We start from the raw sequence: 21,929 nt of genomic DNA on the forward strand, positions 1-21,929 counted from the left end.
GCTGCGGCGCAGTCTCTGGGCTCAACACGTCCTTGCGATGTGATATCCATCATTGGGCACCCCGTGATCCAGCTCACCGTTGCGTTCATATTGGTCGCGGCGCACAGGCCGGGAAGAGGCTGGAGGTACGCATGATCCACCGCTGGAGTATCGCGCGCCGGCTCTTCCTGGCAAACCTGCTGATCGTCATTTCCTTCATCGCCATCGTGGGTACCGCCGCCTACGTGGATGCGAAGGACCGCACCTACGATGAGGAAGGCCGCCGCATGGAAGGGGTGGCAGCGTCCATCGCCGCCAATCCCCTGGTGCTCCAGGCGGCAGCGACACAGGATCCGTCCGCCCTCCTGCAGCCCTATGCCAGGGACGTGACAGCTGCCGCGCATGTTGACTTCATCACCATCATGGCTCCGGACCGGACCCGCTGGACGCATCCCAAGGACGAGGAGCTTGGCCGGCCGTACATCGGCTCCATCGACGCCGCCCTGCAGGGACGGTCCTTCACGGAAGTCACGGCCGGCACGCTCGGCCCTTCAGTGCGGACCATCGTCCCCGTCAAGGATTCCGCGGGAACGGTGAAGGCGCTGGTGGCTGCGGGTGTTACCGTCCGAAATGTCGACGTCGCCCTCGCCGGACGACTGCCCGCCCTGCTTGCCCTCGGCGTCGCGCTGCTGGTTGGCGGATCCCTGGCGTCCTGGCTGCTGGGCCGGTACCTGAGCGGAGTCACCCGGGGCTGGGGGCCGGAACAGTTGGCGCAGCTGTTCGCCTACTACGAATCCGTCCTGCACTCGGTCCGCGAGGGCCTGATCCTGATCGATGCCAGGAAGCGCGTGGTGATGTACAACGACCAGGCCGCCGAGCTGCTGGGCTTGCCCGAAACCGGCAGCAACGATCCCACGCGGCCTCCATCGCTGGCAGACCTTCCCCTGGACAGCGAACTGCGCAGCCTGTTCGATTCGGGACGAAGCACCAAGGATGAGATAGTCCTGACCGGCTCCCGGGTCCTGGTGGTGAACCAAGGGCCAGCCAGGGGTCCGAAGTCCCCTGGCGCACGCGGGAAAATCCCTGTCTACGGAACCGTGGCAACGCTGCGTGACAGGACGGAAATTGAGGCACTCGGCAACGAGCTGCAGACCATGCGGACCCTTTCCGACGCGCTGCGGGCACAGACCCATGAACACGCCAACCGGCTGCACACCATGGTTTCGCTCCTGGAACTCGGCCGGACGGCGGAAGCCCTGGACTTCGCCACCCAGGACCTGGCCCTGAGCCAGCGGCTGACCGATGACATGGTGAGCTCCATCGACGAACCCGTGCTGGGTGCGCTGGTCATGGGCAAGGTGGCCGAGGCGCACGAGCGCGGCGTACAGCTGGAGGTGTCCACCCTGGGTTCGGGCGCGGCTCCCGGTGTTGCCGTGCAGGACCTGGTGACCATCCTGGGCAACCTGCTGGACAACGCCATCGACGCTGCCGCCGATGGGGCACCGCCGCGGCGGGTGGACCTGACCGTCGAATCCGACGAAGAGGGGCTGGACATCGCTGTCAACGACTCCGGCCCGGCAATCGACGCCGCGGCTGTGGACCAAATGTTCCGGCACGGCTACAGCACGAAGCCCGCAGGTATGGGCGGCCGGGGCATCGGCCTCGCCCTGGTCCGGCAGGCTGTCAGCCGGCTGGGCGGTACGCTGGCCATCAACGGGCAGCGCGGCGCCAAGTTCGAAGTCTTCCTGCCGGCAGCGGCGCCCCCGGCAAAGGAGCAGAGACAGTGAGCAACATCAGGGTCCTCGTCGTCGAGGACGAGGCCATCGCCTCGGCAGCCCATGCAGCCTATGTGGAGCGGCTGGAAGGGTTCGAGCTCGCCGGAACGGCACCGGACGGGCAGTCAGCGCTGCGGTTGCTGAACGAATTCGTGGCCGCCGGCCAACCGGTGGACCTGGTCCTGCTGGACATGAACCTTCCCGACCTCCACGGCCTGGACATCGCCCGGCGGATGCGTTCCGCGGGGATCCTGGCCGACATCATCGCCATCACGGCCGTCCGCGAACTGGCCATTGTCCGCAGCGCGGTGGCGATCGGCGTGGTCCAGTACCTGATCAAGCCGTTCACCTTCGCTACCTTCTCGGACAAGCTGGAGAGCTACCGGCAGTTCCGCCGGCAGCTGGCCGGTTCGGGGGGAGGCGCCGGCAAGGGCGGCGCCTCGCAGAGCGAGGTGGACCAGGCGTTCGCAAGCCTTCGGGCGCCGTCCGAGCTGCCCCTGCCCAAGGGGCTGTCAACGTCCACCCTGGGTTCCGTCCGGGATTTCCTCCGCCGTCAGCCGGAAGCCGTATCGGCCACCGAAGTCATGGACGCCCTGGGGATGTCCCGCGTCACGGCACGGCGCTACCTTGAGTACCTCGCCGACGCCGGGACGGTATCCAGGACGGCGCGTTACGGCACCCCCGGCCGGCCCGAGAACGAATACCGTTGGAGCGGCCGCTGAGGAACTGGGTGTCCCAACGCGCCGGCGGCGCCCTCAGCCGGTTTGTTCCCTGCCCACCCGAAGGGTGCCGATCAGCTGGTCGATGACCCCCGGGTCTTCGATGGTGGAGGGCACCGTGTACTCCTCGCCGTCAGCTATCTGGCGCATGGTCTTTCGCAGGATCTTCCCGGAGCGGGTCTTGGGCAGGGCATCCACCACCGTCACGTGCTTGAAGTCCGCCACGGCACCGATGTCGCGCCGAACCAGGGCCACCAGGTCCTTGGCCAGGACATCCTCCGGAACGTCCACCCCTGACTTAAGCACCACGTAGCCACTGGGGCGCTGGCCCTTGAGCGGGTCCGCGAGGCCGATGACGGCGCATTCCGCCACCGCAGGGTGCTGGCCGATGACCTGTTCCATGGCGCCGGTGGAGAGCCGGTGGCCGGCGACGTTGATGATGTCATCGGTGCGGCCCATGACGAACACGTAGCCGTCCCCGTCGCGGTAACCGGAATCTCCCGTGGCGTAGCAGCCATCGAAAGCCTGCAGGTAGGACGAAACATAGCGCTCGTCGTTCCGCCACAGGGTGGCCAGTGTTCCCGGCGGCAACGGGAGCCCCAGGACGATGTTGCCCTCCGTCCCGGGTTCGACTTCCTCCCCCGCGCCGTCAAGGATCTGGAGCTTGAAGCCGGGCATCGGAACACTCGGCGACCCCGCCTTGATCGGCAGCTGCTCCAGGCCGCGCGGATTGGCACAGATCGCCCAGCCGGTTTCGGTCTGCCACCAATGGTCCACGACGGGCACGCCCAGGATCCGGGAGGCCCACTGGAAGGTATCGCTGTCCAGCCGCTCGCCTGCGGCGAAAAGCGTACGAAGGCTGCTGACGTCGTACCCTTCCAGCAGTTCCGCTTCCGGATCCGCCTTGCGGATGGCCCGCAGCGCCGTCGGGGCCGTGAACAGCACGTTGACCCGGTGGTCCTGGATGACGCGCCAGAACGCACCGGCGTCCGGTGTCCCCACCGGCTTGCCCTCGTACAGCACGGTGGTGGCGCCCGCAAGCAGTGGACCGTAGACGATGTACGAGTGCCCCACCACCCAGCCGACGTCGGAGGCCGTCCACATCACGTCGCCGGGGCCGACGTCGTAAATATTCTCCAGCGTCCAACGGAGGGCGACGGCGTGTCCCCCATTGTCCCGCACCACGCCCTTGGGTGAACCGGTGGTTCCGGAGGTGTAAAGGATGTAGAGCGGGTCGGTGGCCTCGACGTCGACCGGAGCCACAGGCTCCGCCCGGCCCATCTGGATATCCCAGTCCAGCCAGCCCGGGTAGTCGGCTGTCGTGGCCGCAAAACCCTCGCGTGCCTTGACCAGAACCGGGGTCTCCGGCACACCGGCCAGTTCGAGGGCTTCAGCGACGGATGGCAGGTACTCGATCCGGCGGCTGGGTTCGATGCCGCCGGACGCGGTGACTACCACCGCCGGACCCGCGTCCCGGATCCGGGCAGCGAGCTCCTTTGGCGCGAAACCTCCGAACACGACCGAATGGACCGCTCCCAGCCGGGCGGTCGCCAGCATGGCGATGGCGGCCTCGGGAATCATGGGCATGTAGATCACCACACGGTCGCCCTTACCCACACCGTTGCTGCGCAGCACCCCGGCGAAGCGGGCGGCGAGGTCGGTGAGCTCGGCGTAGCTGAAGCGTTGCTGGACGCCCAGCATGGCAGAGTCGTAGATCAAGGCGTCCTGCTGGCCACGGCCTTCCGCCACGTGCCGGTCGAGGGCGTTGTGGCAGGTATTCAGCACGCCGCCGGGAAACCAGCGGAACAGCGGGGCCCGGCTGGCGTCCAGCGCCTTCACCGGCGGTGTGCTCCAGTCGATCTGTCCGGCGGCCTCGAGCCAGAACTCCTCCGGCTGCTCCACACTGCGCTGGTAGGTGTCCCGGTAGCTGCTGGTGACCATCAAGTTATCCCATCCACGGCGTTGTGATGCAGCTCATGGTAGCGCCAGGGATCCACGCCGCACAAGGCTTTTGTATACATAGATGCGCTTGGTGATGGAAGAAGGCGCGAAAACTCTGGCTTTTCGCTCCTGTGTGTATACACTGATGGAGTCAATGAGGAAGGAGCCAGTGATGCGGGCCAGCGACAGAGCCTACGTTGCCCTGCGGGACGACATCATCGAGTGGCGCCTGGCGCCGGGGACCGTCCTGGCCGAGGTGGAACAGTCCGCACGCCTGGGTGTCTCGCGCACTCCGCTCCGGGAGGCGCTGAGCCGGCTCACGGCGGAAGGCCTGACGGCGGCGGCGGGAGGCCGCGGCGTCGTCGTCACCGATATTTCCCTTGAGGACATCGACGAACTGTTCGAACTGCGCGGAACCCTGGAAGGCAAGGCCGCAGCGCTTGCTGCCGAACGGGGTGACCGCGCGACGTTCGAGCAGCTGCAGCGCGAGCTGCTCGAGGCTCCGGAGCTGGTCCGGGGGCCGAACCCGGCCCTGCATGACTATTACGAACTGGTGGGCCGGCTGGATACGGCCATCGACGCCGCCATCTCCAACTCCTACCTGGCCCAGGCCATGCGCAGCCTGCGCGTGCACCTGGTCAGGGTCCGCCGGCTGGCAGCCGACGACGCCGGCCGCCTGACCGCCGCGGCCGCCGAGCACGCTGCCATCGCCGAGGCGATCGCGGCCGGCAACCCGAAGCTCGCCGAGGCCGCGACCACCATCCACCTGCACCGCAGCCTTTCCCACGTCAAAGCAACCCACGTACCGCACCAGAAGGAGCACCATGGTTAAGGAACACCACGTCCGCGTCTACAAGAGCGAGGAAAACCTGGCCCGCGAGGACCAGCTTGCCTACAAGATCGCCCAGGTCGCCGCCGACCCCGTGGAGGTGTCCAATGAGGTCACCGACATGGTGATCAACCGCGTGATCGACAATGCTTCGGTGGCCATCGCGTCCCTGAACCGCGCACCGATCGTCGCGGCCCGGGCACAGGCGCTTACCCACGGCCCCAGCACCGGCGGTAAGGGCTCCAAGGTGTTCGGCATCGAGGAGCGCGTGGCACCGGAATGGGCGGCCTGGGCCAACGGCGTGGCGGTCCGGGAACTCGATTACCACGACACCTTCCTCGCGGCCGACTACTCCCACCCTGGGGACAACATCCCGCCGATCCTCGCGGTCGCCCAGCACGTGGGCTCCAGCGGCAGGGACCTGGTCCGCGGTATCGCCACCGGCTACGAGATCCAGGTGAACCTGGTCAAGGCAATCTGCCTGCACAAGCACAAGATCGACCACGTGGCACACCTGGGCCCCTCCGCGGCCGCCGGCATCGGCACCCTGCTGGGCCTGGACGTCGAAACCATCTTCCAGTCCGTGGGGCAGGCACTGCACACCACCACGGCCACCCGGCAGTCCCGCAAGGGCGAGATCTCCACCTGGAAGGCTCATGCCCCGGCCTTCGCCGGCAAGATGGCCGTCGAATCCGCCGACCGGGCCATGCGCGGCCAGACCTCGCCGGTGCCGATCTATGAGGGCGAGGACGGCGTCATCGCCTGGATGCTGGACGGCCCGGACGCGTCCTACATGGTCCCGCTGCCGACGCCCGGGGAAGCCAAACGGGCCATCCTGGACACCTACACCAAGGAGCACTCCGCCGAGTACCAGGCGCAGGCCTGGATCGACCTGGCCCGCAAGCTGCACCGCGAGCACCCGGAGGTCACGGACCTGGCCAACGTCGAATCCGTGCTGATCAGGACCAGCCACCACACGCACTACGTGATCGGCTCCGGCGCCAACGATCCCCAGAAGTACAGCCCCACCGCGTCCCGGGAAACGCTGGACCACTCCATCCCCTACATCTTCACCGTCGCCCTGCAGGACGGTGCCTGGCACCACGTGGACTCCTACGCCCCGCAACGCGCTGCCCGCCCGGACACCGTGGAGCTGTGGCACAAGGTGAGCACGGTGGAAGACCCCGAGTGGACGCGGCGCTACCACTCGCTCGATATCGCCGAGAAGGCCTTCGGCGGCTCCGTCGAGATCACGCTCAAGGACGGCACCGTCATCACCGACCAGATCGCCGTCGCCGACGCCCACCCGCTCGGCGCCCGTCCCTTCGCCCGCGAGCAGTATGTGAACAAGTTCCGCACCCTCGCCGCGGGCCTCGTTGAGGAGGCGGAAATCGAACGGTTCCTCGCCGCCGTCGAACGCCTCCCACAGCTCGCCGCCGGGGAGCTGGACCAGCTGAACATCACCGCGGCCCCGGGTGTCATCGACCTGGCGGCGGCACCGAAGGGACTCTTCTGATGCTGTACTCGAAGACCACGCCGGAGCAGAAGCGGATCCGGTTCCGGGAACTGTTGTCCTCCGGGACCATCCAGCAGTTCCCGGGCGCGTTCAACCCGCTCTCTGCCCGGCTGATCGAGGAAAAGGGCTTCGCCGGGGTGTACATTTCCGGCGCCGTCCTCGCCAACGACCTCGGCCTGCCGGACATCGGCCTGACCACGCTCACCGAGGTCGCCACCCGCGCCGGGCAGATCGCGCGCATGACGGACCTGCCCGCCATCGTCGACGCCGACACCGGCTTCGGCGAGCCGATGAACGTGGCCCGCACCGTCCAGGAGCTTGAAAACGCCGGCCTGGCCGGCTGCCACATCGAGGACCAGTTCAACCCCAAGCGCTGCGGCCACCTGGACGGGAAGAACGTGGTGGACCTGGACACCGCCACCAAGCGGATCCGCGCCGCCGCCGACGCCCGGAGGGACCCCAACTTCCTGATCATGGCCCGGACCGACATCCGTGCCACCGACGGGCTCGAGGCGGCCCAGCAGCGTGCAAAGGCCCTCGTCGAAGCCGGCGCGGACGCGATCTTCCCTGAAGCCATGAAGGACCTCAGCGAGTTCAAGGCGATCCGCGACGCCGTCGACGTGCCGGTCCTGGCCAATATGACCGAGTTCGGCAAGAGCGCGCTGTTCACCGTGGACGAGCTGGCGGGCGTCGGCGTCAACATGGTCATCTACCCGGTCACCCTGCTCCGTAGTGCCATGGGCGCCGCTGAGCGTACTCTGGAATCGATCAAATCCGACGGCACCCAGGAGGCACAGGTTCCAAGCATGCTGACCCGTGCCCGGCTCTACGACCTCGTTGACTATGAGGCCTACAACCGCTTTGACACCGGGGTCTTCAATTTCCAGATCCCCGGCACCTAAACCAACCACCGGAATGCCGGCAGCTGCCGGACAACTGGCTTGAGGAACAAAGGAGTTTCAGCGTGGCTGAAAATGAGATCAAAAAGGGCCTTGCCGGCGTCGTGGTGGACTACACCGCGGTTTCCAAGGTCAACCCGGACACGAACTCGCTGCTCTACCGTGGCTACCCTGTCCAGGAATTGGCCGCCCGGTGCAGTTTCGAGGAAGTGGCGTACCTGCTCTGGAACGGCGAACTGCCCACCCAGGAGCAGCTGGCCGAATTCACCGCGCGGGAACGTGCCGGGCGTGCCCTGGACCCGGTGGTCAAACAGGTCATCGACGCCCTGCCCACAACGTCGCACCCGATGGACGTGTGCCGGACCGCGGCTTCCGTGATGGGGGCGCGGCACCCGTTGGCCGAGGACTCCTCGCGGGAAGCGAACATGGCGAAGGCCGTGGACCTGTTCGCGGCGATGCCTGCCGTCGTTTCCTATGACCAGCGCCGCCGCCACGGGCAGGACGTCGTGGAACCCCGGGATGACCTGGGCTACTCGGCAAACTTCCTGTGGATGACCTTCGGCGAGGAGCAGGTGCCGGAGGTGGTGGAGGCCTTCAACGTCTCCATGATCCTGTACGCCGAGCACTCCTTCAACGCCTCCACCTTCACGGCCCGGGTCATCACGTCCACTCTCTCGGACCTGCACTCCGCAGTCACCGGAGCGATCGGAGCACTTAAAGGCCCGCTGCACGGCGGCGCCAACGAGGCCGTCATGCACACCTTCGACGAGATCGGCATCCGGCAGGAGGAGTCCCTCGAAGAGGCCGCGGCCCGGGCGAAGGCCTGGATGGAAAACGCCCTGGCGCAGAAGAAGAAGGTCATGGGCTTCGGCCACCGCGTCTACAAGCACGGCGACTCCCGCGTGCCCACCATGAAGGCCGCCCTGGACAAGATGATCGCGCACTACGGCCGGCCGGAAATCCTGGGCCTCTACCAAGGGCTGGAGACGGCCATGGATGAGGCGAAGGCGATCAAGCCGAACCTCGACTATCCCGCCGGGCCGACGTACCACCTGATGGGCTTCGACACGCAGACCTTCACTCCCCTGTTCGTGGCCAGCCGCATCACCGGCTGGACCGCGCACATCATGGAGCAGCTGGACTCCAACTCGCTGATCAGGCCCCTGAGCGAATACAACGGGCACGAGGAGCGCCACCTGGCTTAACGTCCCTGCCGCGAATCAACCCGGGGACGTACGACGGCGGTCCGGCACTTTGGGCGGATTCTAGGGGTCGTTGCAACACCTGCTGGTTAGGTGGTTAGTAGTAAATCACGCAGACGCTCGGCTGGAGTTTTCCAGTCGAGCGTTTTGCGTGGGCGGCCGTTGAGTTCCTGGGCGACGTGTTCGAGGTCTTCGGGGCCGTAGACGGACAGGTCGGTTCCTTTGGGGAAGTATTGGCGCAGTAGCCCGTTGGTGTTTTCGTTCGAGCCGCGCTGCCAGGGGCTGGCCGGGTCGCAGAAGTAGACGTCCATGTCGGTGGCGAGGCTGAAGGATTTGTGGGCTGCCATTTCCGCGCCTTGGTCCCAGGTCAGGGAGCCGCGCAGGTGCCCCGGAAGGGTGGACATGGTGTTGATAAGTCCGTCGCGGACGGTTTCCGCGGTGTGGTCCCCGGGAAGGTGGACGAGCATCACGTAGCGGGTGGTGCGTTCCACGAGCGTGGCGATCGCGGACTGGTTGTTCGCCCCGGTGATGAGATCGCCTTCCCAGTGCCCGGGAACGGCCCTGTCTTCGATCTGGGGCGGGCGTTCGGAAATCATGACCATCGGATCCACGAACCGTGACTGGCGTTGTTGTGGATCCTTGTGGGGTTTGCGGCGGGCCCGGCCCGTCCGCAGGGCAGTTGCGACCTCGCGTTTGAGGCCGCCCCGGGCCTGGATGTAGAGGGCTTGATAGATCGTCTCTGGGCTCACGCGCATCTCCGGTTTGTCGGGGAACTCGTCGACCAGGGTGTGGCTGATCTGCTCCGGAGACCAGCGTATGAGCAGTTTCTCTTTCACGTAGTTGCTCAGGTCCGATTCACCAGCGAGTTTCGCGATCTTGGGCCGGGCGCGGCGTGAGGCAGCTTGACGTTGCGCCGCATACGGCTGGTAGCCAACGCCCGGGTGGCCGTTACGGGTGATTTCCCGGCTAACGGTCGACGGCGATCGCTGCAACACTGCCGCGATTGAACGTACCGAAGCCCCAGCGGCGTTCAGGTCCCGGATGGTTTCGCGTTCTTGCAGCGACAGAAACCTCGGGTCAAGGGGCCGTTCAAGCACCGAGATCGATACAGGCCGGGTCTGCTGCCTATTGTCGGGGACGGCAGGAAGTGTCGAAGAATCCACGACATGGTTGTAGTGCACTCTCTGTCCAGCTGGATAAATGCGTCGACCGCCCGATTTCCTCACCCCAAGCTCCCACTCCCGTGCACTGCTGCGGGGAACGCCCAGCACCTTGACCGCATCGCGCCGGCTCAGTCCTTGGTCCCGTAAGCGCAGGTACTCCACCCGCCTGCGATGACTCACCGGTCGGCTGGAAATGCCCGCCTCGCGTGCCCAGCGGAACGCGGTGTTTACATTCAGGCTGATTTCAGCTGCGGCAACAGTCACGCTCCCTTCCCGCTCGAGAACGGACAAGAACTCCCGTTTCTGTTCGGGCGTGTACTTGGCTCTGGCTGCCGCCCGGGTTGATGCGGTGTTCCCGGAAGTGAGGCCAGCCTTGCGGAGCCACTGATAGCAGCTGTTCCGGTTCAAACCCAGTTCTGCCGCGGCCAATGTCGCACTTCCGAGTCGGTCAAAAACCCGGAAGAACTCTTCCCTCTGCTGAACAGTCGATCTCGCGTACTTCCGGGACTCCGCTGAAATTTCGCTTAAATGCGGCACGGTCGTTGCAACTCCCAAAATCTATGGGTGTTGCAACGACCGCTAGAACTCAAGTTGGTGCCCGGCCGCCGTCGGCCTTTTAACCGTCAGCCCGGGAGGCTTGCCCAGCCCCCAGGAGGCATGGGTTAGTCCAGGAGGCTTTGCTCAGTCCAGGAGGCTTTCCGAGGATGCCACGGATTCGTTGTCCGTGTGCATCGTGACCACGACGTTGACCCTGCCCCCTTCAAGCACCACGGGAAGCCAATGGTCGGCGTCCTGCCACATCCGGTCCACCGGCAGTGAACTGACGCTGAACCATTCGGGCAGGATCTCATCGCTTGCCGTTGGTTCGCCATCCCACGTCCGGGCCGTGAAGAGCCGGGTGGCCATGTTCCATTCCGGCCTGGCGGGAAAAACGAAGCGAACGGTGCCGGCGTCGGCCAGGTCCTCCTGGCGGAGCACCACCGCGGTCTCTTCCAGCACTTCCCGGATGACGGCCTCGGCGTCGCTCTCCCCCGGTTCCACATGGCCGCCGATGCCCACGATCTTGCCTTTGCCGAAACCGGTCTGCTTCAGTCCCAGCAGCACTTCGGCCCCGTTCTCCCCCTCCCGCAGAAGGAAGCACAGGGTCACTGCAGCGGCGCTCATTCCAGAACCCCCAACCGGCCGGTCAGCCCAGCGCCCGGGGATGCGCCGCGGCATAGATCTCGCGGAGGGTGTCTGCAGTGACCAGCGTGTACACCTGGGTGGTGGTCACGGACGCATGGCCCAGCAGTTCCTGTACCACCCGGACGTCCGCCCCGCCTTCGAGCAGGTGCGTGGCGAACGAATGCCGAAGCGTGTGGGGTGAAACATCCCGGGTGATGTTGGCCTTCTCCGCGGCCGCCTTCAGGATGGTCCAGGCACTCTGCCGGCTGATCCTGCCGCCCCGGGCGTTGAGGAACAGGGCCGGCGTCCCCTTGCCCTTGGCGGCGAGCAGGGGCCGGCCGCGCACGAGGTAGGCGTCCAGCGCACGTGCGCCGTAGGAGCCCAGCGGCACCAGCCGTTCCTTGGATCCTTTGCCGAACAGCCGGACAATGGCGGGCCCGGCGTCCGGCTCTGCCAGGGAGATGTCGTCAACGTCCAGCCCCACGGCCTCGCTGATCCTGGCACCGGTGGAGTAAAGGAATTCGAGCAGGGCGCGGTCCCGCAGCCCCGTGGCAGTATCCGTTCCCGCGGCCTCGAGGATCCGGGTGACCTCGTCGACGGTGATGGCCTTCGGCAGCCGCTTGCCGGCCATCGGGGGATGCACGTCGCTTGCCGGATCGGCCGGCGTGTACGCTTCCAGCGCCCAGAACTTGTGCAGCCCGCGGACCGCCACCACCGTCCTTGCTGCCGACCGCACCCCGAGCGCCGAGCCGCCGTCGGATCCATCCGCAAGGGCCCGTACGTACCCGGTGACGTGGTGGCGGGTGACATCCTCCGGACGCTGGCACCCGGCCCGGGCCAGGTAGCGTGCATAGCGTGCCAGGTCCCGCCGGTAGGCCGCCAGGGTGTTGGCTGCCAATCCGCGTTCCACACCCATGTGCTGCAGGTAGTCCGTGATGCCGCGGTCGATGGCGGCAGGAATGTCCGGCGGGGCGGCTCCGGCAGCTACCGCGTTCGGAACAGGTTCGACCGCAGGTACCGCTTCAGCCGAGGGACCGGCGCTCACCGAAGCACTGACCATCAGCGCTGGCTGGGGTGTGCGGGCCAGGGAGCGTCCGCGGGGCGGAGGCCTTCATAGTTGCCCGCGCGGGCGGCGGCGGCGGCGAGGATTCCGACGACGGCGGACGGGTTGTGCAGGCGGCCGGCCAGGACCGAGGCCACGGCGTCGTCCAGGCTGATCCAGTGGAACTCGATTTCGGCTTCTTCGTCCGTACGTTCGTGCCGTTCGTGGTGCGGTACTTCGGTAAGGTCGCGGGCAAGGTAGATCCGGATGGCTTCGCTGGAGGAGCCCGGGGAGTTGAAGACGTCGGCCAGCACGTTCCACGTACCTGCCGCAAGGTCTGCTTCCTCAGCCAGCTCTCGGGCAGCCCCCACCACGAAATCTTCGCCTTCGACGTCGAGCAGGCCTGCCGGGACCTCCCAAAGGTCCATGCCCACCGGATGCCGGTACTGCTTCAGGAGGAGGATCTGGTCCTCGTCGTTCATGGGCAGCACTGCCACCGCCCCGGGATGGTCGATGTAGTCCCGGGTCAGGGCGTCGCCCGAGTCGGAGAGCTGGAACGTATCGCTCACCACGTCCCAGATCCGGCCCTGGTACACCTTCTCGGTAGACAAAAGACGGCGCGGGCTTGGTGCATCCGAAACCTGTTTGGCAGGGGTGGCTTCGTGTGTACCAGGCATCGCGCCGTCCTTTTTGTTCTATTGACTACTTAGCGGCAACGCTACCCGATGCTGCAGGCTCGCCAGCCGCGGGCACTGCCGTGTCGGCAACGCCCTGGGCTGCGGCCCGCTGAGCGGCCTCCTGGTGGTCCAGCGCCGCCTTGACCAGGCCCGCGAACAGCGGGTGCGGACGCGTGGGCCGGGAGCTCAGCTCGGGGTGGGCCTGGGTGGCAACGTAGTACGGGTGGACGTCGGCAGGCAGCTCCACGAACTCCACCAGCTTGCCGTCCGGGGAGGTGCCGGAGAAGACCAGGCCCTTGTCCGCGATCTGCTGGCGGTACTTGTTGTTGACCTCGTAGCGGTGCCGGTGGCGTTCGCTGACGGTGGTCTTGCCGTAGGTACCGGCGATGACGGAGCCCTCATCGAGCTTGGCTTCGTAGAGGCCCAGGCGCATGGTGCCGCCCAGGTCCCCGCGGCCTTCAACGAACTCCAGCTGCTCCTCCATGGTGGCGATCACGGGGTACTTGGAGTCGGGCTCGAACTCGCTGGAGGAGGCGCCCTCCAGGCCCACCACGTTGCGGGCGTATTCGATCACCATGCACTGCAGGCCAAGGCAGAGTCCCAGGACGGGCAGCTTGGTTTCGCGGGCGAATTTCAGGGCGCCCAGCTTGCCTTCAAGCCCGCGGATGCCGAAGCCGCCCGGCACGCAGATGGCGTCCACGCCGTCGAGCGCCTTGATGGCACCTTCCCAGGTCTCGCATTCATCGGACGGGACCCAGCGGATCTTGACCTTTGCCTCGTTGGCGAAGCCGCCGGCGCGCAGCGCTTCGGTGACCGAAAGGTAGGCGTCCGGCAGGTCGATGTACTTGCCCACCAGGGCAATCTCGACGTGGTGCTTGGGGTTGTGGACCGCTTCCAGAAGCCGGTCCCAGCTGGTCCAGTCGACATCCTTGAAGGGCAGGTCGAGTGCACGGACGATGTAGGAGTCCAGGCCCTGGCTGTGCAGCGTCTTGGGGATGTCGTAAATGCTCGGGGCGTCCGCGGCGTTAACGACGGCGTCGATGTCAACGTCGCACATGCGGCCGATCTTCTCGCGCATGGCATCGGGCACCTCGCGGTCCGAGCGGATCACGATCGCCTCGGGCTGGATGCCGATGGAGCGCAGCGCAGCCACGGAGTGCTGCGTGGGCTTGGTCTTCAGTTCCTGGGACGGGCCGATGTACGGAACGAGCGAGACGTGCAGGAAGAAGACGTTGTTCCGGCCGATGTCCTGGCGGACCTGGCGCGCGGATTCGAGGAACGGCTGGGACTCGATGTCGCCCACGGTGCCGCCGATTTCGGTGATGATGACATCCGGGGCGTTCTTGCCCTCGGCAGGGAGGCGCATGCGGCGCTTGATCTCGTCGGTGATGTGCGGGATGACCTGCACGGTGTCGCCCAGGTACTCGCCGCGGCGTTCCTTGGCGATGACCGTGGAGTACACCTGGCCGGTGGTCACGTTCGCGGAGCCCTCGAGGTTCTCGTCGAGGAAGCGCTCGTAGTGCCCGATGTCCAGGTCCGTCTCGGCGCCGTCGTCGGTGACGAAGACCTCGCCGTGCTGGAAGGGGTTCATCGTGCCCGGATCCACGTTCAGGTAGGGATCGAGCTTCTGCATGGTTACGGACAGGCCGCGTGCCCGCAGCAGGTGGCCGAGGCTGGAAGCCGTCAGCCCCTTTCCGAGCGAGGACGCCACACCGCCGGTGACGAAGATGTGCTTGGTCGTCTTGGAGGAGCCCGGGAACCGGGAATTTACACGGGAATTTGATCGCTGCACCACGGAATTCGAGCCTATCATCAATTGAGCCTTCCACGGATCGGGAGGGACGGGTTCCCAAGCGTTCCAGTCTGCTGGTCCACGGCCTGTTTATTCAAGGGGTATCCCCGCCTTGGGCCTTCCGGCTTTCGCCCTTCAGGCCCGCTGTGGCAGGAGTTTCGCGTCATCCAGCAGTTCCTGGGCGTGCGCCTGCGCCGACTCCGAGTCCTCCTGCCCGGCCAGCATGCGGGCCAGTTCGCGGACGCGTTCCGCCCCGTCCAGGAGGCGAACATCACTGGACGTAAACCCGGTGGCGGTGCCGCCGTCGGCTCCCCGGACGGATGTCTTGGTGACGGTGATGTGCTGGTCCGCAAAGGCAGCCACCTGCGGCAGGTGCGTGACCACCAGGACCTGGACGTGGCGGGCCAGCATGGCCAGGCGGCGGCCGATCTCGACGGCGGCGCGGCCGCCAACGCCCGCGTCCACCTCATCGAAGACGAAGGTGGGGACGGGATCCACGGCTGCCAGCACCACCTCGATGGCGAGCATGACGCGGGAGAGTTCACCGCCGGACGCGCCCTTGCCCAGGGGCCGGGCCGGCGCGCCGGAGTGCGGCTGCAGCAGGAAGGAGATCTCGTCGGCACCGTGCGGTCCCAGCTGGCCGGCCGGCTCGATGTTGATGACCAGCGTGGCGTCCGACATCGCCAGGGCCTTCAGTTCGGCACTCACGCGGGCGGACAGGTCCTTCGCTGCCTTGGCCCGGATCTTACTGATGGCGGCCGCCTGCTTGGTCAGTTCGGCCGCGGCGCGCTCCACCTCGGCGTCCAGCGCCTCGATCCGCGAGGAATCGTCCTGCAGTTCGTCGTAGCGGACCCGGGCGGTTTCCGCCCACACCAGCACTTCGTCGATGGTGGGAGCGTACTTGCGTACCAGTTTGGCCAGGGCCGCCCGGCGGTCCTCGATTTCGGCCAGGCGTTCCGGGCCTTCGGTGTCCAGCCCCGCCTGGTAGCTCGCCAGCTCGGTGGCGATGTCATTGAGCAGGAAGCCGACTTCTGCCAGCCGCGCGGCGGCGGAACCAAGCTCGGCATCGTGTTCGGCCACATGCTCCAGGGTGCGCTTCGCGGTGTCCACCATGGTGGTGGCGTCGCCCGCTTCGCCGAAGTCCTCCGCGATCAGCGCCTGGTGCGCGGTACTGGCGGCGATCCTCAGTTCCTCGACGTTGGCGAGCTTCACGGCTTCGGCCTTCAGCAGCTCGTCCTCCCCCGGCTGCGGGTCCACGGCGTCGATCTCGGCGAGGGCTGCTTCGAGGGATTCGGCTTCGCGGAGCCTGTCCCGTGCCGCGCTGCGCAGGGTGTCCAGTTCCGCCTGGCTGGACTTCCAGTGGCTGAAGAGGTCCTGGTAGGCGGCCAGCGGGCCGGCCAGGGTTTCGCCGGCGAACTTGTCCAGGGCCCCGCGCTGGGCGGCCGCCCCCTTGAGCCGGATCTGGTCCGACTGGCCGTGGACCACCACCAGGGATTCGCCGATCTCGGCGAGGACGCCCACGGGGGCGGCGCGCCCGCCCAGGAAGGCACGGCTCCGGCCGTCGGCGCCCAGGCGCCGGGCGAGGATCAGCTCCGCGCCGCCGTCGAACTCCTCTGCCTCGGCGCCGGCGTCCAGGGCACGGGTGACGGCGGGATGTCCGGCGTCGAGCTTGAGCACGGCCTCCGCGGTGGCACTCTTCGCGCCGCTCCGCACCGCGCCGGCGTCAGAGCGGGCACCGAGCAGAAGGCCGACGGCGGTAACCACCATGGTCTTGCCGGCACCGGTTTCACCGGTCACCACGCTCAGGCCCGGCCCCAGCGGGAGCGTCGCGTCGGTAATGACGCCAAGATCGCGGATTCTCAGTTCTTCAAGCATGACTTCACTTTGCAGTCGAGGGATCGGGATCTGGATCGGGGTTTCCCGGCTGCGGAACCTGCAGCGGGGGCATGGGCCGGGGTGTCCGCACGATGGGGATGGGACCGGTGTGGATGGCATCGGACTTGGGCACCGGCCCGCGCCAGCCATGGATGGGGAGCTGGAACTTGCGGACCAGGCGGGCGGAGAACGGGGTCTGGTGGGTCCTCGCGAGGCGCACGGGGTTGGCCGATTTAGTGACTTCGACGCGCGCGCCGGGCGGCAGGTCCACGGAGCGCCTGCCGTCGCACCAGAGCACCCCCTGGGCATCGGTCCGGCCCAGGACCTCCACGGCCAGCTTTGAGCGGGGTGAGACGACCAGCGGTTTGGCAAAGAGCGCGTGGGCGCTGATCGGCACGATCACCAGGGCTTCCACCTCGGGCCACACCACGGGGCCGCCGGCGGAGAAGGCGTAGGCGGTTGACCCTGTGGGGGTGGCCAGCACGATGCCGTCAGAGCCGAAGGAGGTCAGTGGGCGTTCGTCCACTTCGGTGACCACTTCGAGCATCCGCTCCCGGTTGGCCTTCTCGATGGCGGCCTCGTTCAGTGCCCAGGTGTGCCAGATTTTCTGGCCGCGGACCCATACCTGGACGTCGATGGTCATGCGTTCTTCCACCGTGTACTCGCGGCTCGCCACCCATTCGACAGTCTGGGCGAGGTCGGCCCGCTCGCTTTCGGCAAGGAATCCGACGTGGCCGAGATTGACGCCCAGCAGCGGGACGTCCACCTCGCGGACCAGCTCTGCGGCCCGGAGAATGGTGCCGTCACCGCCGAGGACCATGACGAGTTCGACGTCGGGAAGCTGGACATGGTCGTGCAGCACCTCCACCGGCTGGGCGAGGTGCCCGAAGAACCGTTCCATGTCCGCCAGCTCGGATTCCTGCATCACAGGGACCATTCCTGATCCATGCAGCAGGGCGCAGGCTTCCCAGGCGGCCTTCAAGGACTCCTCGCGGCCGGTGTGGGCGAGGACCAGTACACGCCTGCTCATCAGGTTCCGCTCTCTAGTGTTTCGGCCAGATTTGTCCGAGCAAGGCAGCCACTGCTGCCTCCCGCTCTTCGATCTTAGGCAAGTCTTTGCTGATCCTGCGTCTTATCCACAGGAAGTATTCGACGTTTCCGTCCTGGCCCGGCAGCGGACTCACCGCCAGCCCGCACAGGTCCAGCCCGGCGTCGAGCGCTGCCGCGGCGACTTTCTCCACGGCCATCCGGCGTTCCCGTTCCGAGGTGACCACGCCGGTGCGGCCCAGGCGGTCCTTGCCGATTTCGAACTGGGGCTTGACCATCAGGACCAGGTCGCCGCCGGGTTCGGTGCAGTGCGCCAGCGGCTGCACCACCAGGGTGAGGGAGATGAAGGACAGGTCGGCGACGGTCAGGGCGGCCGGGCCGCCGATGTCCTCCGGACCCATGTACCGGACATTCATGCCCTCATGGACCTCCACGCGGGCATCCTCGCGCAGGTGCGGCACCAGCTGGCCGTGCCCGACGTCGACCGCCACCACGTGTGCCGCGCCGCGGCGCAGGAGGACGTCGGTGAAACCGCCGGTGGAGGCACCTGCGTCGAGGCACCTTTTGCCGTGGGCCGAGACCTCGGGGAACGCGTCGAGGGCACCGGCCAGCTTGTGCCCTGCACGGCTGGCGTAGGTGTCCCGGTCATCATGTTCCACGGCGAGATCCCTCGAGTCATCAACCTGAAGGGACGCCTTGGCGAGGACCTGGCCGCCGGAGCTGACCTTGCCGTCGGCGATCAGCGAGGCCGCGTGCGTGCGTGACCGCGCCAGCCCGCGGGCAACCAGTGCCTGGTCGAGGCGCACTGCCATCAGCCTGCACCGCCCGTGGGGTGATCTGCTTCGGGACCGCTGCCGACGGGGTCCTCGTTGAGGGCTGCCAGCAGTTCGTCGTGGAGCATGTTGTACACCGCTTCGTGCTCCGACGCCGGGGCCTGCGGCAGTGTCTCCAGGTGGTCCAGCGCGCGCTGCACCAGGGGGTCCGCCACTTCCTTTTGGCTGGCAGGCCAGTCCGGGGAAGGCTGGAAAGCCGCAGGTCCGTCGTCGGGGCTCAGCTCAGTCATCCGACCAGTCTAGTGATCCAGCCAGGCCAGTTTGGGCGCTTTTGCCGTTGCGGCGCCGGGGGTGGCTGCCCACCACGCAGCGCAGGCCGCCCGCCAGGAATCCAAGTCGTCCTTGCTGCCAATGACGCCCACAGCTCCGTTGGCCACCCGTGCCGTCGCGTTGCCGCAGGTGTACGTGCCGTCGTCGTGCGTCACGTCCGGGTAGGGGCGGTGCAGGTCGGTCAGCGAGCCGATGATGTAGTCCGGACGTTCTGCAGCCCGGGCCGCCAGGATGGTCTCGCGCGTGTCGACGCCGGTCAGGACGGCGACGGTGGCAAAGCCGGCGTTGTTGCCGCCCAGGATGTCAGTGTCCAGGCGGTCGCCAACCACCAAGGGCCGCTCGGCGCCGAGACGCTTGGCGGCTGAGTGGAAGAGCGGGGCCTCAGGCTTGCCTGCCACCCTGGGCTGCTGGCCGGTGGCCGCAGCCACGGCGGCCACAAGGGTGCCGTTGCCCGGGGCGATCCCGCGTGCCTGCGGGATGGACATGTCCGTGTTGGTGGCTACCCAAAGCGCACCGGCGTTGACCACGTAGGTGGCTTCGGCAAGGTCCTTCCAGCCGATGGCCGGGTTGAACCCCTGGACCACGGCCACGGGCTGCTCGTCCTGGCTGCCCACCGGCACCAGGCCCACCAACTCGATTTCCCGGGCAAGAGCCGGGCTGCCGGTGATGAGGATCCTGGAGCCGGGAGCCAACAGCGAGGCCAGCAGGTCCGCCGCTGCCTGCGAGGAGCTCACCACCTGGTTGTCCTCTGCCGGCGCGCCCAGCTCGCGGAGATGGGCAGCAACTTCTGCCGGCGACCGGGAGGCGTTGTTCGTTACATAACCCAGCCCGATGCCCAGCCCGGAAAGCTGCGTGAGCGACTCAATTGCTCCGGGGATGGCGTGCGGGCCAGCGTAAACCACGCCGTCCAGGTCCGCGAGGAGCGCGTCGAAGCGCGATACCAGGGAAACTTCACTCATCCGTTGTCAGTCTTCCCTGGTGTCCTGGCCGTTGCCCGTAGTGGACTCTTCATCCAGCTGGGATTCAAGCTCGTCGTCTTCCATCGAGTCCTCGTCCGATTCTGCATCATCGGAGACGAAGTAGTCGGCGTCCTGGTCATCGAGGTTGCTGTCCTGGGCAGCCTTCGCTTCGGTGGCGCGGGTTGCTTCGGCGGCAGGCGCTTCGGCGGCAGGTGCTTCGGGAGCCCCTGCCGCGGAGGCCTTGGACGCGCGCTCCAGCATCCCGCGGCGTTCGGCCTCTTCGCGGGCCTCTTCTTCCTCGTCCCAGCCAAGGTCGATGATTTCAGGTTCCTCGTCCACACCCTGTCCCAGGGCGTTCTCGGCTACCACTGCCTGCCGGCTCCACTTCTCAGCCTCGGCTTCACGGCCTGCGGCCTTGAGCGCGTCTGCGTAGGCACGGAACAGGCGCGGGCTGTATGAGAACGCACGGTTGATGTCCAACTGGGGGATTTCGAGTTCCGCCACGGAGGCGTCCAGCTGGCCGAGGTCCGTGCGGGCCCCTGCGGCCACCATGGCAAGCTCCACCTTGCCGGGTGCATCGAGGTCCTGGGCCTCTTCCGAGCGGGCAACATCGAGTGCACGGTCGGGCCGTCCGAGGCCACGCTCGCAGTCCGCCATGACAGGGAGGTGCACGTTGGAACCGCTGATACGGCGGAAGGTACGGAACTCACGGAGCGCTTCGCCGTAGTGGCCAGCCGCGTAGGCAGTCAGTCCGACGGCCTCGCGGACGGCGGCAAGCCGGCCGCCACGGCGGCTGGCAGCCAGCGCGTGCTGGAAGGCGAGCTCGGGTTCGTCGTCGATGAGCCGTCCGGCCATCACCAGGTGGCGGGCCACCCACTCCGCGCTCTTGGCCTCGAGGGTCTTGATCTGGTGCTGGGTGGCGCGGTCAAGCTCCTTGCCTGTGACGTCCTCGTCGATTTCCGGCGACCGTTCGCGGTCCGGGCGGTTGGCGCTGCGAAGGTCGGCAGCATTGGGTACACGGGCCGGACGTTCCTCCTGGCCGCGGCCAAAGCTGCGCGGACCGGACTCGCCGCGGGGAGATCCACCGCGGGACGGGCCTCCCTCGAAACTGCGGGGCCCACGGTCCTGGCGGTCGCCGAAGGGCTTGCGGTTCCCGCCGGCAAAACCGCGGCGCTCACCTTCCCCTTCACGGCGGGGACGGTCGCCAAACGGCTTGCGGTCACGATCACCGAAACTGCGGCGCTCATCCCCCTCGCGGCGCGGACGATCACCAAAGGGCTTTTTGTCGCGGTCACCAAACGGCTTCCGGTCGCGGTCACCAAACGGCTTCCGGTCGCGGTCACCATAGGGCGCGCGGTCACGGTCACCGAACTGCTTACGCTCGCCACCGCCAAAACCGCGGCGGTCACCTTCGCCATCACGGCGCGGACGGTCACCAAACGGCTTCCGGTCGCGATCACCGAACGGCTTGCGGTCACGGTCACCATAGGGCGCACGGTCGCGGTCACCGAACGGCTTGCGGTCACGGTCACCATAGGGCGCACGGTCGCGGTCACCGAACTGCTTACGCTCACCACCGCCAAAACCGCGGCGCTCACCCTCCCCATCACGGCGCGGACGGTCACCATAGGGCTTGCGGTCGCGATCGCCATAGGGCGCGCGGTCACGGTCGCCGAACTGCTTACGCTCACCTTCGCCATCACGGCGCGGACGGTCACCAAACGGCTTCCGATCACGATCACCGAACGGCTTACGCTCACCACCGCTGCCAGAGCCTCGGGAGGAGTAGTTGCCGTCCCGGTCCCCGCGTGAACGGAAACCGCGTGGGTCCCCGCCGGAGTTGTTGTTGCCCCGGAAGGCGCCACGGTCGTTGCCGCGGTTGCCGCCGTTGTGCTCGGCCATATGGATTCCTCCTGTTGTGAGCCGACCACTGGCGTAAAGGCAGCCGCTCGTTTCGTTTGCTACGCGACCCCACATCAAGCGCTGGGAAGCCCGTACATCTTCATCAATTCTAGTGGAGCCGCAAAATCCGCCGGGACACCGCGGGCCCGGACGACGGCATCGTGGCCATCTTCACAAAACGTCCCCCGGGCCAGGTTCCCCCAACGGGCCATCACATCCTGCCGCTTCCCCGCGGACGCGCTGTCACTTCCGGGCGTCCGCCGGCAGACGCGTTATCAGGCCGTCTGCCAGCGGGGGTGCCGGGAAGGGGCGGTGGTGTTCGGCGTTTTGGTGGGTGGTGTTTTT

19 protein-coding genes are annotated in these 21,929 nt (G+C 67.1%); 7 read left to right on the top strand and 12 right to left on the bottom strand.

Going from position 1 to position 21,929, the window contains the following annotated elements:
- The first annotated feature begins 131 nt into the window (after window positions 1-131).
- Window positions 132-1,766, top strand: coding sequence for a sensor histidine kinase (locus AC2JAJ_RS20515; protein WP_221387461.1), 1,635 nt, complete (start codon window positions 132-134; stop codon window positions 1,764-1,766).
- A complete protein-coding gene (locus AC2JAJ_RS20520) occupies window positions 1,763-2,476 on the top strand; it encodes a response regulator (protein ID WP_486414719.1) in 714 nt (237 codons plus the stop codon). The genes AC2JAJ_RS20515 and AC2JAJ_RS20520 overlap by 4 nt, the downstream gene beginning before the upstream one ends.
- Before the next feature lie 33 nt (window positions 2,477-2,509).
- Here the strand turns inward: AC2JAJ_RS20520 and AC2JAJ_RS20525 are convergent, their stop codons facing one another.
- Window positions 2,510-4,414, bottom strand: a complete 1,905-nt coding sequence (locus AC2JAJ_RS20525) for a propionyl-CoA synthetase (protein WP_486414718.1) — start codon at window positions 4,412-4,414, stop codon at window positions 2,510-2,512.
- A gap of 172 nt (window positions 4,415-4,586) precedes the next feature.
- Between AC2JAJ_RS20525 and AC2JAJ_RS20530 the strand changes: the two genes are divergently transcribed.
- The 4 genes from AC2JAJ_RS20530 (at window position 4,587) to AC2JAJ_RS20545 (ending at window position 8,863) form a co-directional block, all read left to right on the top strand.
- A complete protein-coding gene (locus AC2JAJ_RS20530; RefSeq protein WP_221387458.1) occupies window positions 4,587-5,246 on the top strand; it encodes a GntR family transcriptional regulator in 660 nt (219 codons plus the stop codon).
- Window positions 5,239-6,759: an MmgE/PrpD family protein gene (locus tag AC2JAJ_RS20535; RefSeq protein WP_486414717.1), complete on the top strand. Its 1,521-nt coding sequence runs from the start codon at window positions 5,239-5,241 to the stop codon at window positions 6,757-6,759. The genes AC2JAJ_RS20530 and AC2JAJ_RS20535 overlap by 8 nt, the downstream gene beginning before the upstream one ends.
- On the top strand, window positions 6,759-7,661 hold the full coding sequence (gene prpB / locus AC2JAJ_RS20540; RefSeq protein ID WP_221387456.1) for a methylisocitrate lyase: 903 nt from the start codon (window positions 6,759-6,761) through the stop codon (window positions 7,659-7,661). Before AC2JAJ_RS20535 ends, prpB begins: the two co-directional genes overlap by 1 nt.
- 62 nt (window positions 7,662-7,723) lie before the next feature.
- The gene (locus tag AC2JAJ_RS20545; protein WP_221387455.1) at window positions 7,724-8,863 is read left to right on the top strand and encodes a bifunctional 2-methylcitrate synthase/citrate synthase; all 1,140 of its coding nucleotides are present in this window, start codon (window positions 7,724-7,726) and stop codon (window positions 8,861-8,863) included.
- Between the two features lie 86 nt (window positions 8,864-8,949).
- Here AC2JAJ_RS20545 and AC2JAJ_RS20550 read toward each other — a convergent pair whose 3' ends face one another.
- The 11 genes from AC2JAJ_RS20550 to AC2JAJ_RS20600 form a co-directional block, all read right to left on the bottom strand.
- Window positions 8,950-10,155 (bottom strand): IS30 family transposase, encoded by a 1,206-nt coding sequence (locus AC2JAJ_RS20550; RefSeq protein WP_473697619.1) that lies wholly within the window; start codon window positions 10,153-10,155, stop codon window positions 8,950-8,952.
- A 549-nt stretch (window positions 10,156-10,704) separates the two neighbouring features.
- Window positions 10,705-11,187 (bottom strand): 8-oxo-dGTP diphosphatase, encoded by a 483-nt coding sequence (locus AC2JAJ_RS20555; RefSeq protein WP_473692805.1) that lies wholly within the window; start codon window positions 11,185-11,187, stop codon window positions 10,705-10,707.
- 22 nt (window positions 11,188-11,209) lie between these two features.
- The gene (xerD, locus tag AC2JAJ_RS20560; protein WP_221387453.1) at window positions 11,210-12,247 is read right to left on the bottom strand and encodes a site-specific tyrosine recombinase XerD; all 1,038 of its coding nucleotides are present in this window, start codon (window positions 12,245-12,247) and stop codon (window positions 11,210-11,212) included.
- Window positions 12,247-12,906, bottom strand: a complete 660-nt coding sequence (locus AC2JAJ_RS20565; protein ID WP_473692809.1) for an NUDIX domain-containing protein — start codon at window positions 12,904-12,906, stop codon at window positions 12,247-12,249. The genes xerD and AC2JAJ_RS20565 overlap by 1 nt, the downstream gene beginning before the upstream one ends.
- A 25-nt stretch (window positions 12,907-12,931) precedes the next feature.
- Window positions 12,932-14,719: a CTP synthase gene (gene pyrG / locus AC2JAJ_RS20570; RefSeq protein WP_486414716.1), complete on the bottom strand. Its 1,788-nt coding sequence runs from the start codon at window positions 14,717-14,719 to the stop codon at window positions 12,932-12,934.
- 114 nt (window positions 14,720-14,833) lie between these two features.
- Window positions 14,834-16,573 carry a DNA repair protein RecN gene (recN, locus tag AC2JAJ_RS20575; RefSeq protein ID WP_501053280.1) on the bottom strand — a complete coding sequence of 580 codons (1,740 nt, stop codon included), beginning with the start codon at window positions 16,571-16,573 and terminating at the stop codon, window positions 14,834-14,836.
- 4 nt (window positions 16,574-16,577) lie between these two features.
- Entirely contained in the window at window positions 16,578-17,603 is a 1,026-nt protein-coding gene (locus AC2JAJ_RS20580) for an NAD kinase (RefSeq protein WP_221387449.1), read from the bottom strand.
- 13 nt (window positions 17,604-17,616) lie between these two features.
- On the bottom strand, window positions 17,617-18,432 hold the full coding sequence (locus AC2JAJ_RS20585) for a TlyA family RNA methyltransferase (RefSeq protein WP_486414714.1): 816 nt from the start codon (window positions 18,430-18,432) through the stop codon (window positions 17,617-17,619).
- On the bottom strand, window positions 18,432-18,683 hold the full coding sequence (locus tag AC2JAJ_RS20590) for a hypothetical protein (protein ID WP_486414713.1): 252 nt from the start codon (window positions 18,681-18,683) through the stop codon (window positions 18,432-18,434). The genes AC2JAJ_RS20585 and AC2JAJ_RS20590 overlap by 1 nt, the downstream gene beginning before the upstream one ends.
- A 9-nt stretch (window positions 18,684-18,692) precedes the next feature.
- The gene (locus AC2JAJ_RS20595) at window positions 18,693-19,682 is read right to left on the bottom strand and encodes an HAD-IIA family hydrolase (RefSeq protein WP_473692817.1); all 990 of its coding nucleotides are present in this window, start codon (window positions 19,680-19,682) and stop codon (window positions 18,693-18,695) included.
- A 6-nt stretch (window positions 19,683-19,688) separates the two neighbouring features.
- Window positions 19,689-20,555: a tetratricopeptide repeat protein gene (locus tag AC2JAJ_RS20600; RefSeq protein WP_486414712.1), complete on the bottom strand. Its 867-nt coding sequence runs from the start codon at window positions 20,553-20,555 to the stop codon at window positions 19,689-19,691.
- Between AC2JAJ_RS20600 and AC2JAJ_RS20605 the strand changes: the two genes are divergently transcribed.
- Complete coding sequence (locus tag AC2JAJ_RS20605) at window positions 20,544-21,494, top strand: hypothetical protein (protein ID WP_486414711.1); 951 nt, start codon at window positions 20,544-20,546, stop codon at window positions 21,492-21,494. The two genes, AC2JAJ_RS20600 and AC2JAJ_RS20605, sit on opposite strands and share 12 nt — an antisense overlap.
- Window positions 21,495-21,929 lie beyond the last annotated feature (435 nt).

Source organism: Arthrobacter sp. MOO21, assembly GCF_057369995.2.

Bases quoted from the DNA above. Each gene is read 5' to 3' on its own strand.
- xerD (WP_221387453.1), bottom strand. From the start codon at position 12,247: ATGGTCAGTGCTTCGGTGAGCGCCGGTCCCTCGGCTGAAGCGGTACCT.
- AC2JAJ_RS20530 (WP_221387458.1), top strand. From the start codon at position 4,587: ATGCGGGCCAGCGACAGAGCCTACGTTGCCCTGCGGGACGACATCATC.
- recN (WP_501053280.1), bottom strand. From the start codon at position 16,573: ATGCTTGAAGAACTGAGAATCCGCGATCTTGGCGTCATTACCGACGCG.
- AC2JAJ_RS20595 (WP_473692817.1), bottom strand. From the start codon at position 19,682: ATGAGTGAAGTTTCCCTGGTATCGCGCTTCGACGCGCTCCTCGCGGAC.
- AC2JAJ_RS20515 (WP_221387461.1), top strand. From the start codon at position 132: ATGATCCACCGCTGGAGTATCGCGCGCCGGCTCTTCCTGGCAAACCTG.
- AC2JAJ_RS20535 (WP_486414717.1), top strand. From the start codon at position 5,239: ATGGTTAAGGAACACCACGTCCGCGTCTACAAGAGCGAGGAAAACCTG.
- pyrG (WP_486414716.1), bottom strand. From the start codon at position 14,719: ATGATAGGCTCGAATTCCGTGGTGCAGCGATCAAATTCCCGTGTAAAT.
- AC2JAJ_RS20565 (WP_473692809.1), bottom strand. From the start codon at position 12,906: ATGCCTGGTACACACGAAGCCACCCCTGCCAAACAGGTTTCGGATGCA.
- prpB (WP_221387456.1), top strand. From the start codon at position 6,759: ATGCTGTACTCGAAGACCACGCCGGAGCAGAAGCGGATCCGGTTCCGG.
- AC2JAJ_RS20525 (WP_486414718.1), bottom strand. From the start codon at position 4,414: ATGGTCACCAGCAGCTACCGGGACACCTACCAGCGCAGTGTGGAGCAG.
- AC2JAJ_RS20585 (WP_486414714.1), bottom strand. From the start codon at position 18,432: ATGGCAGTGCGCCTCGACCAGGCACTGGTTGCCCGCGGGCTGGCGCGG.
- AC2JAJ_RS20580 (WP_221387449.1), bottom strand. From the start codon at position 17,603: ATGAGCAGGCGTGTACTGGTCCTCGCCCACACCGGCCGCGAGGAGTCC.
- AC2JAJ_RS20590 (WP_486414713.1), bottom strand. From the start codon at position 18,683: ATGACTGAGCTGAGCCCCGACGACGGACCTGCGGCTTTCCAGCCTTCC.
- AC2JAJ_RS20555 (WP_473692805.1), bottom strand. From the start codon at position 11,187: ATGAGCGCCGCTGCAGTGACCCTGTGCTTCCTTCTGCGGGAGGGGGAG.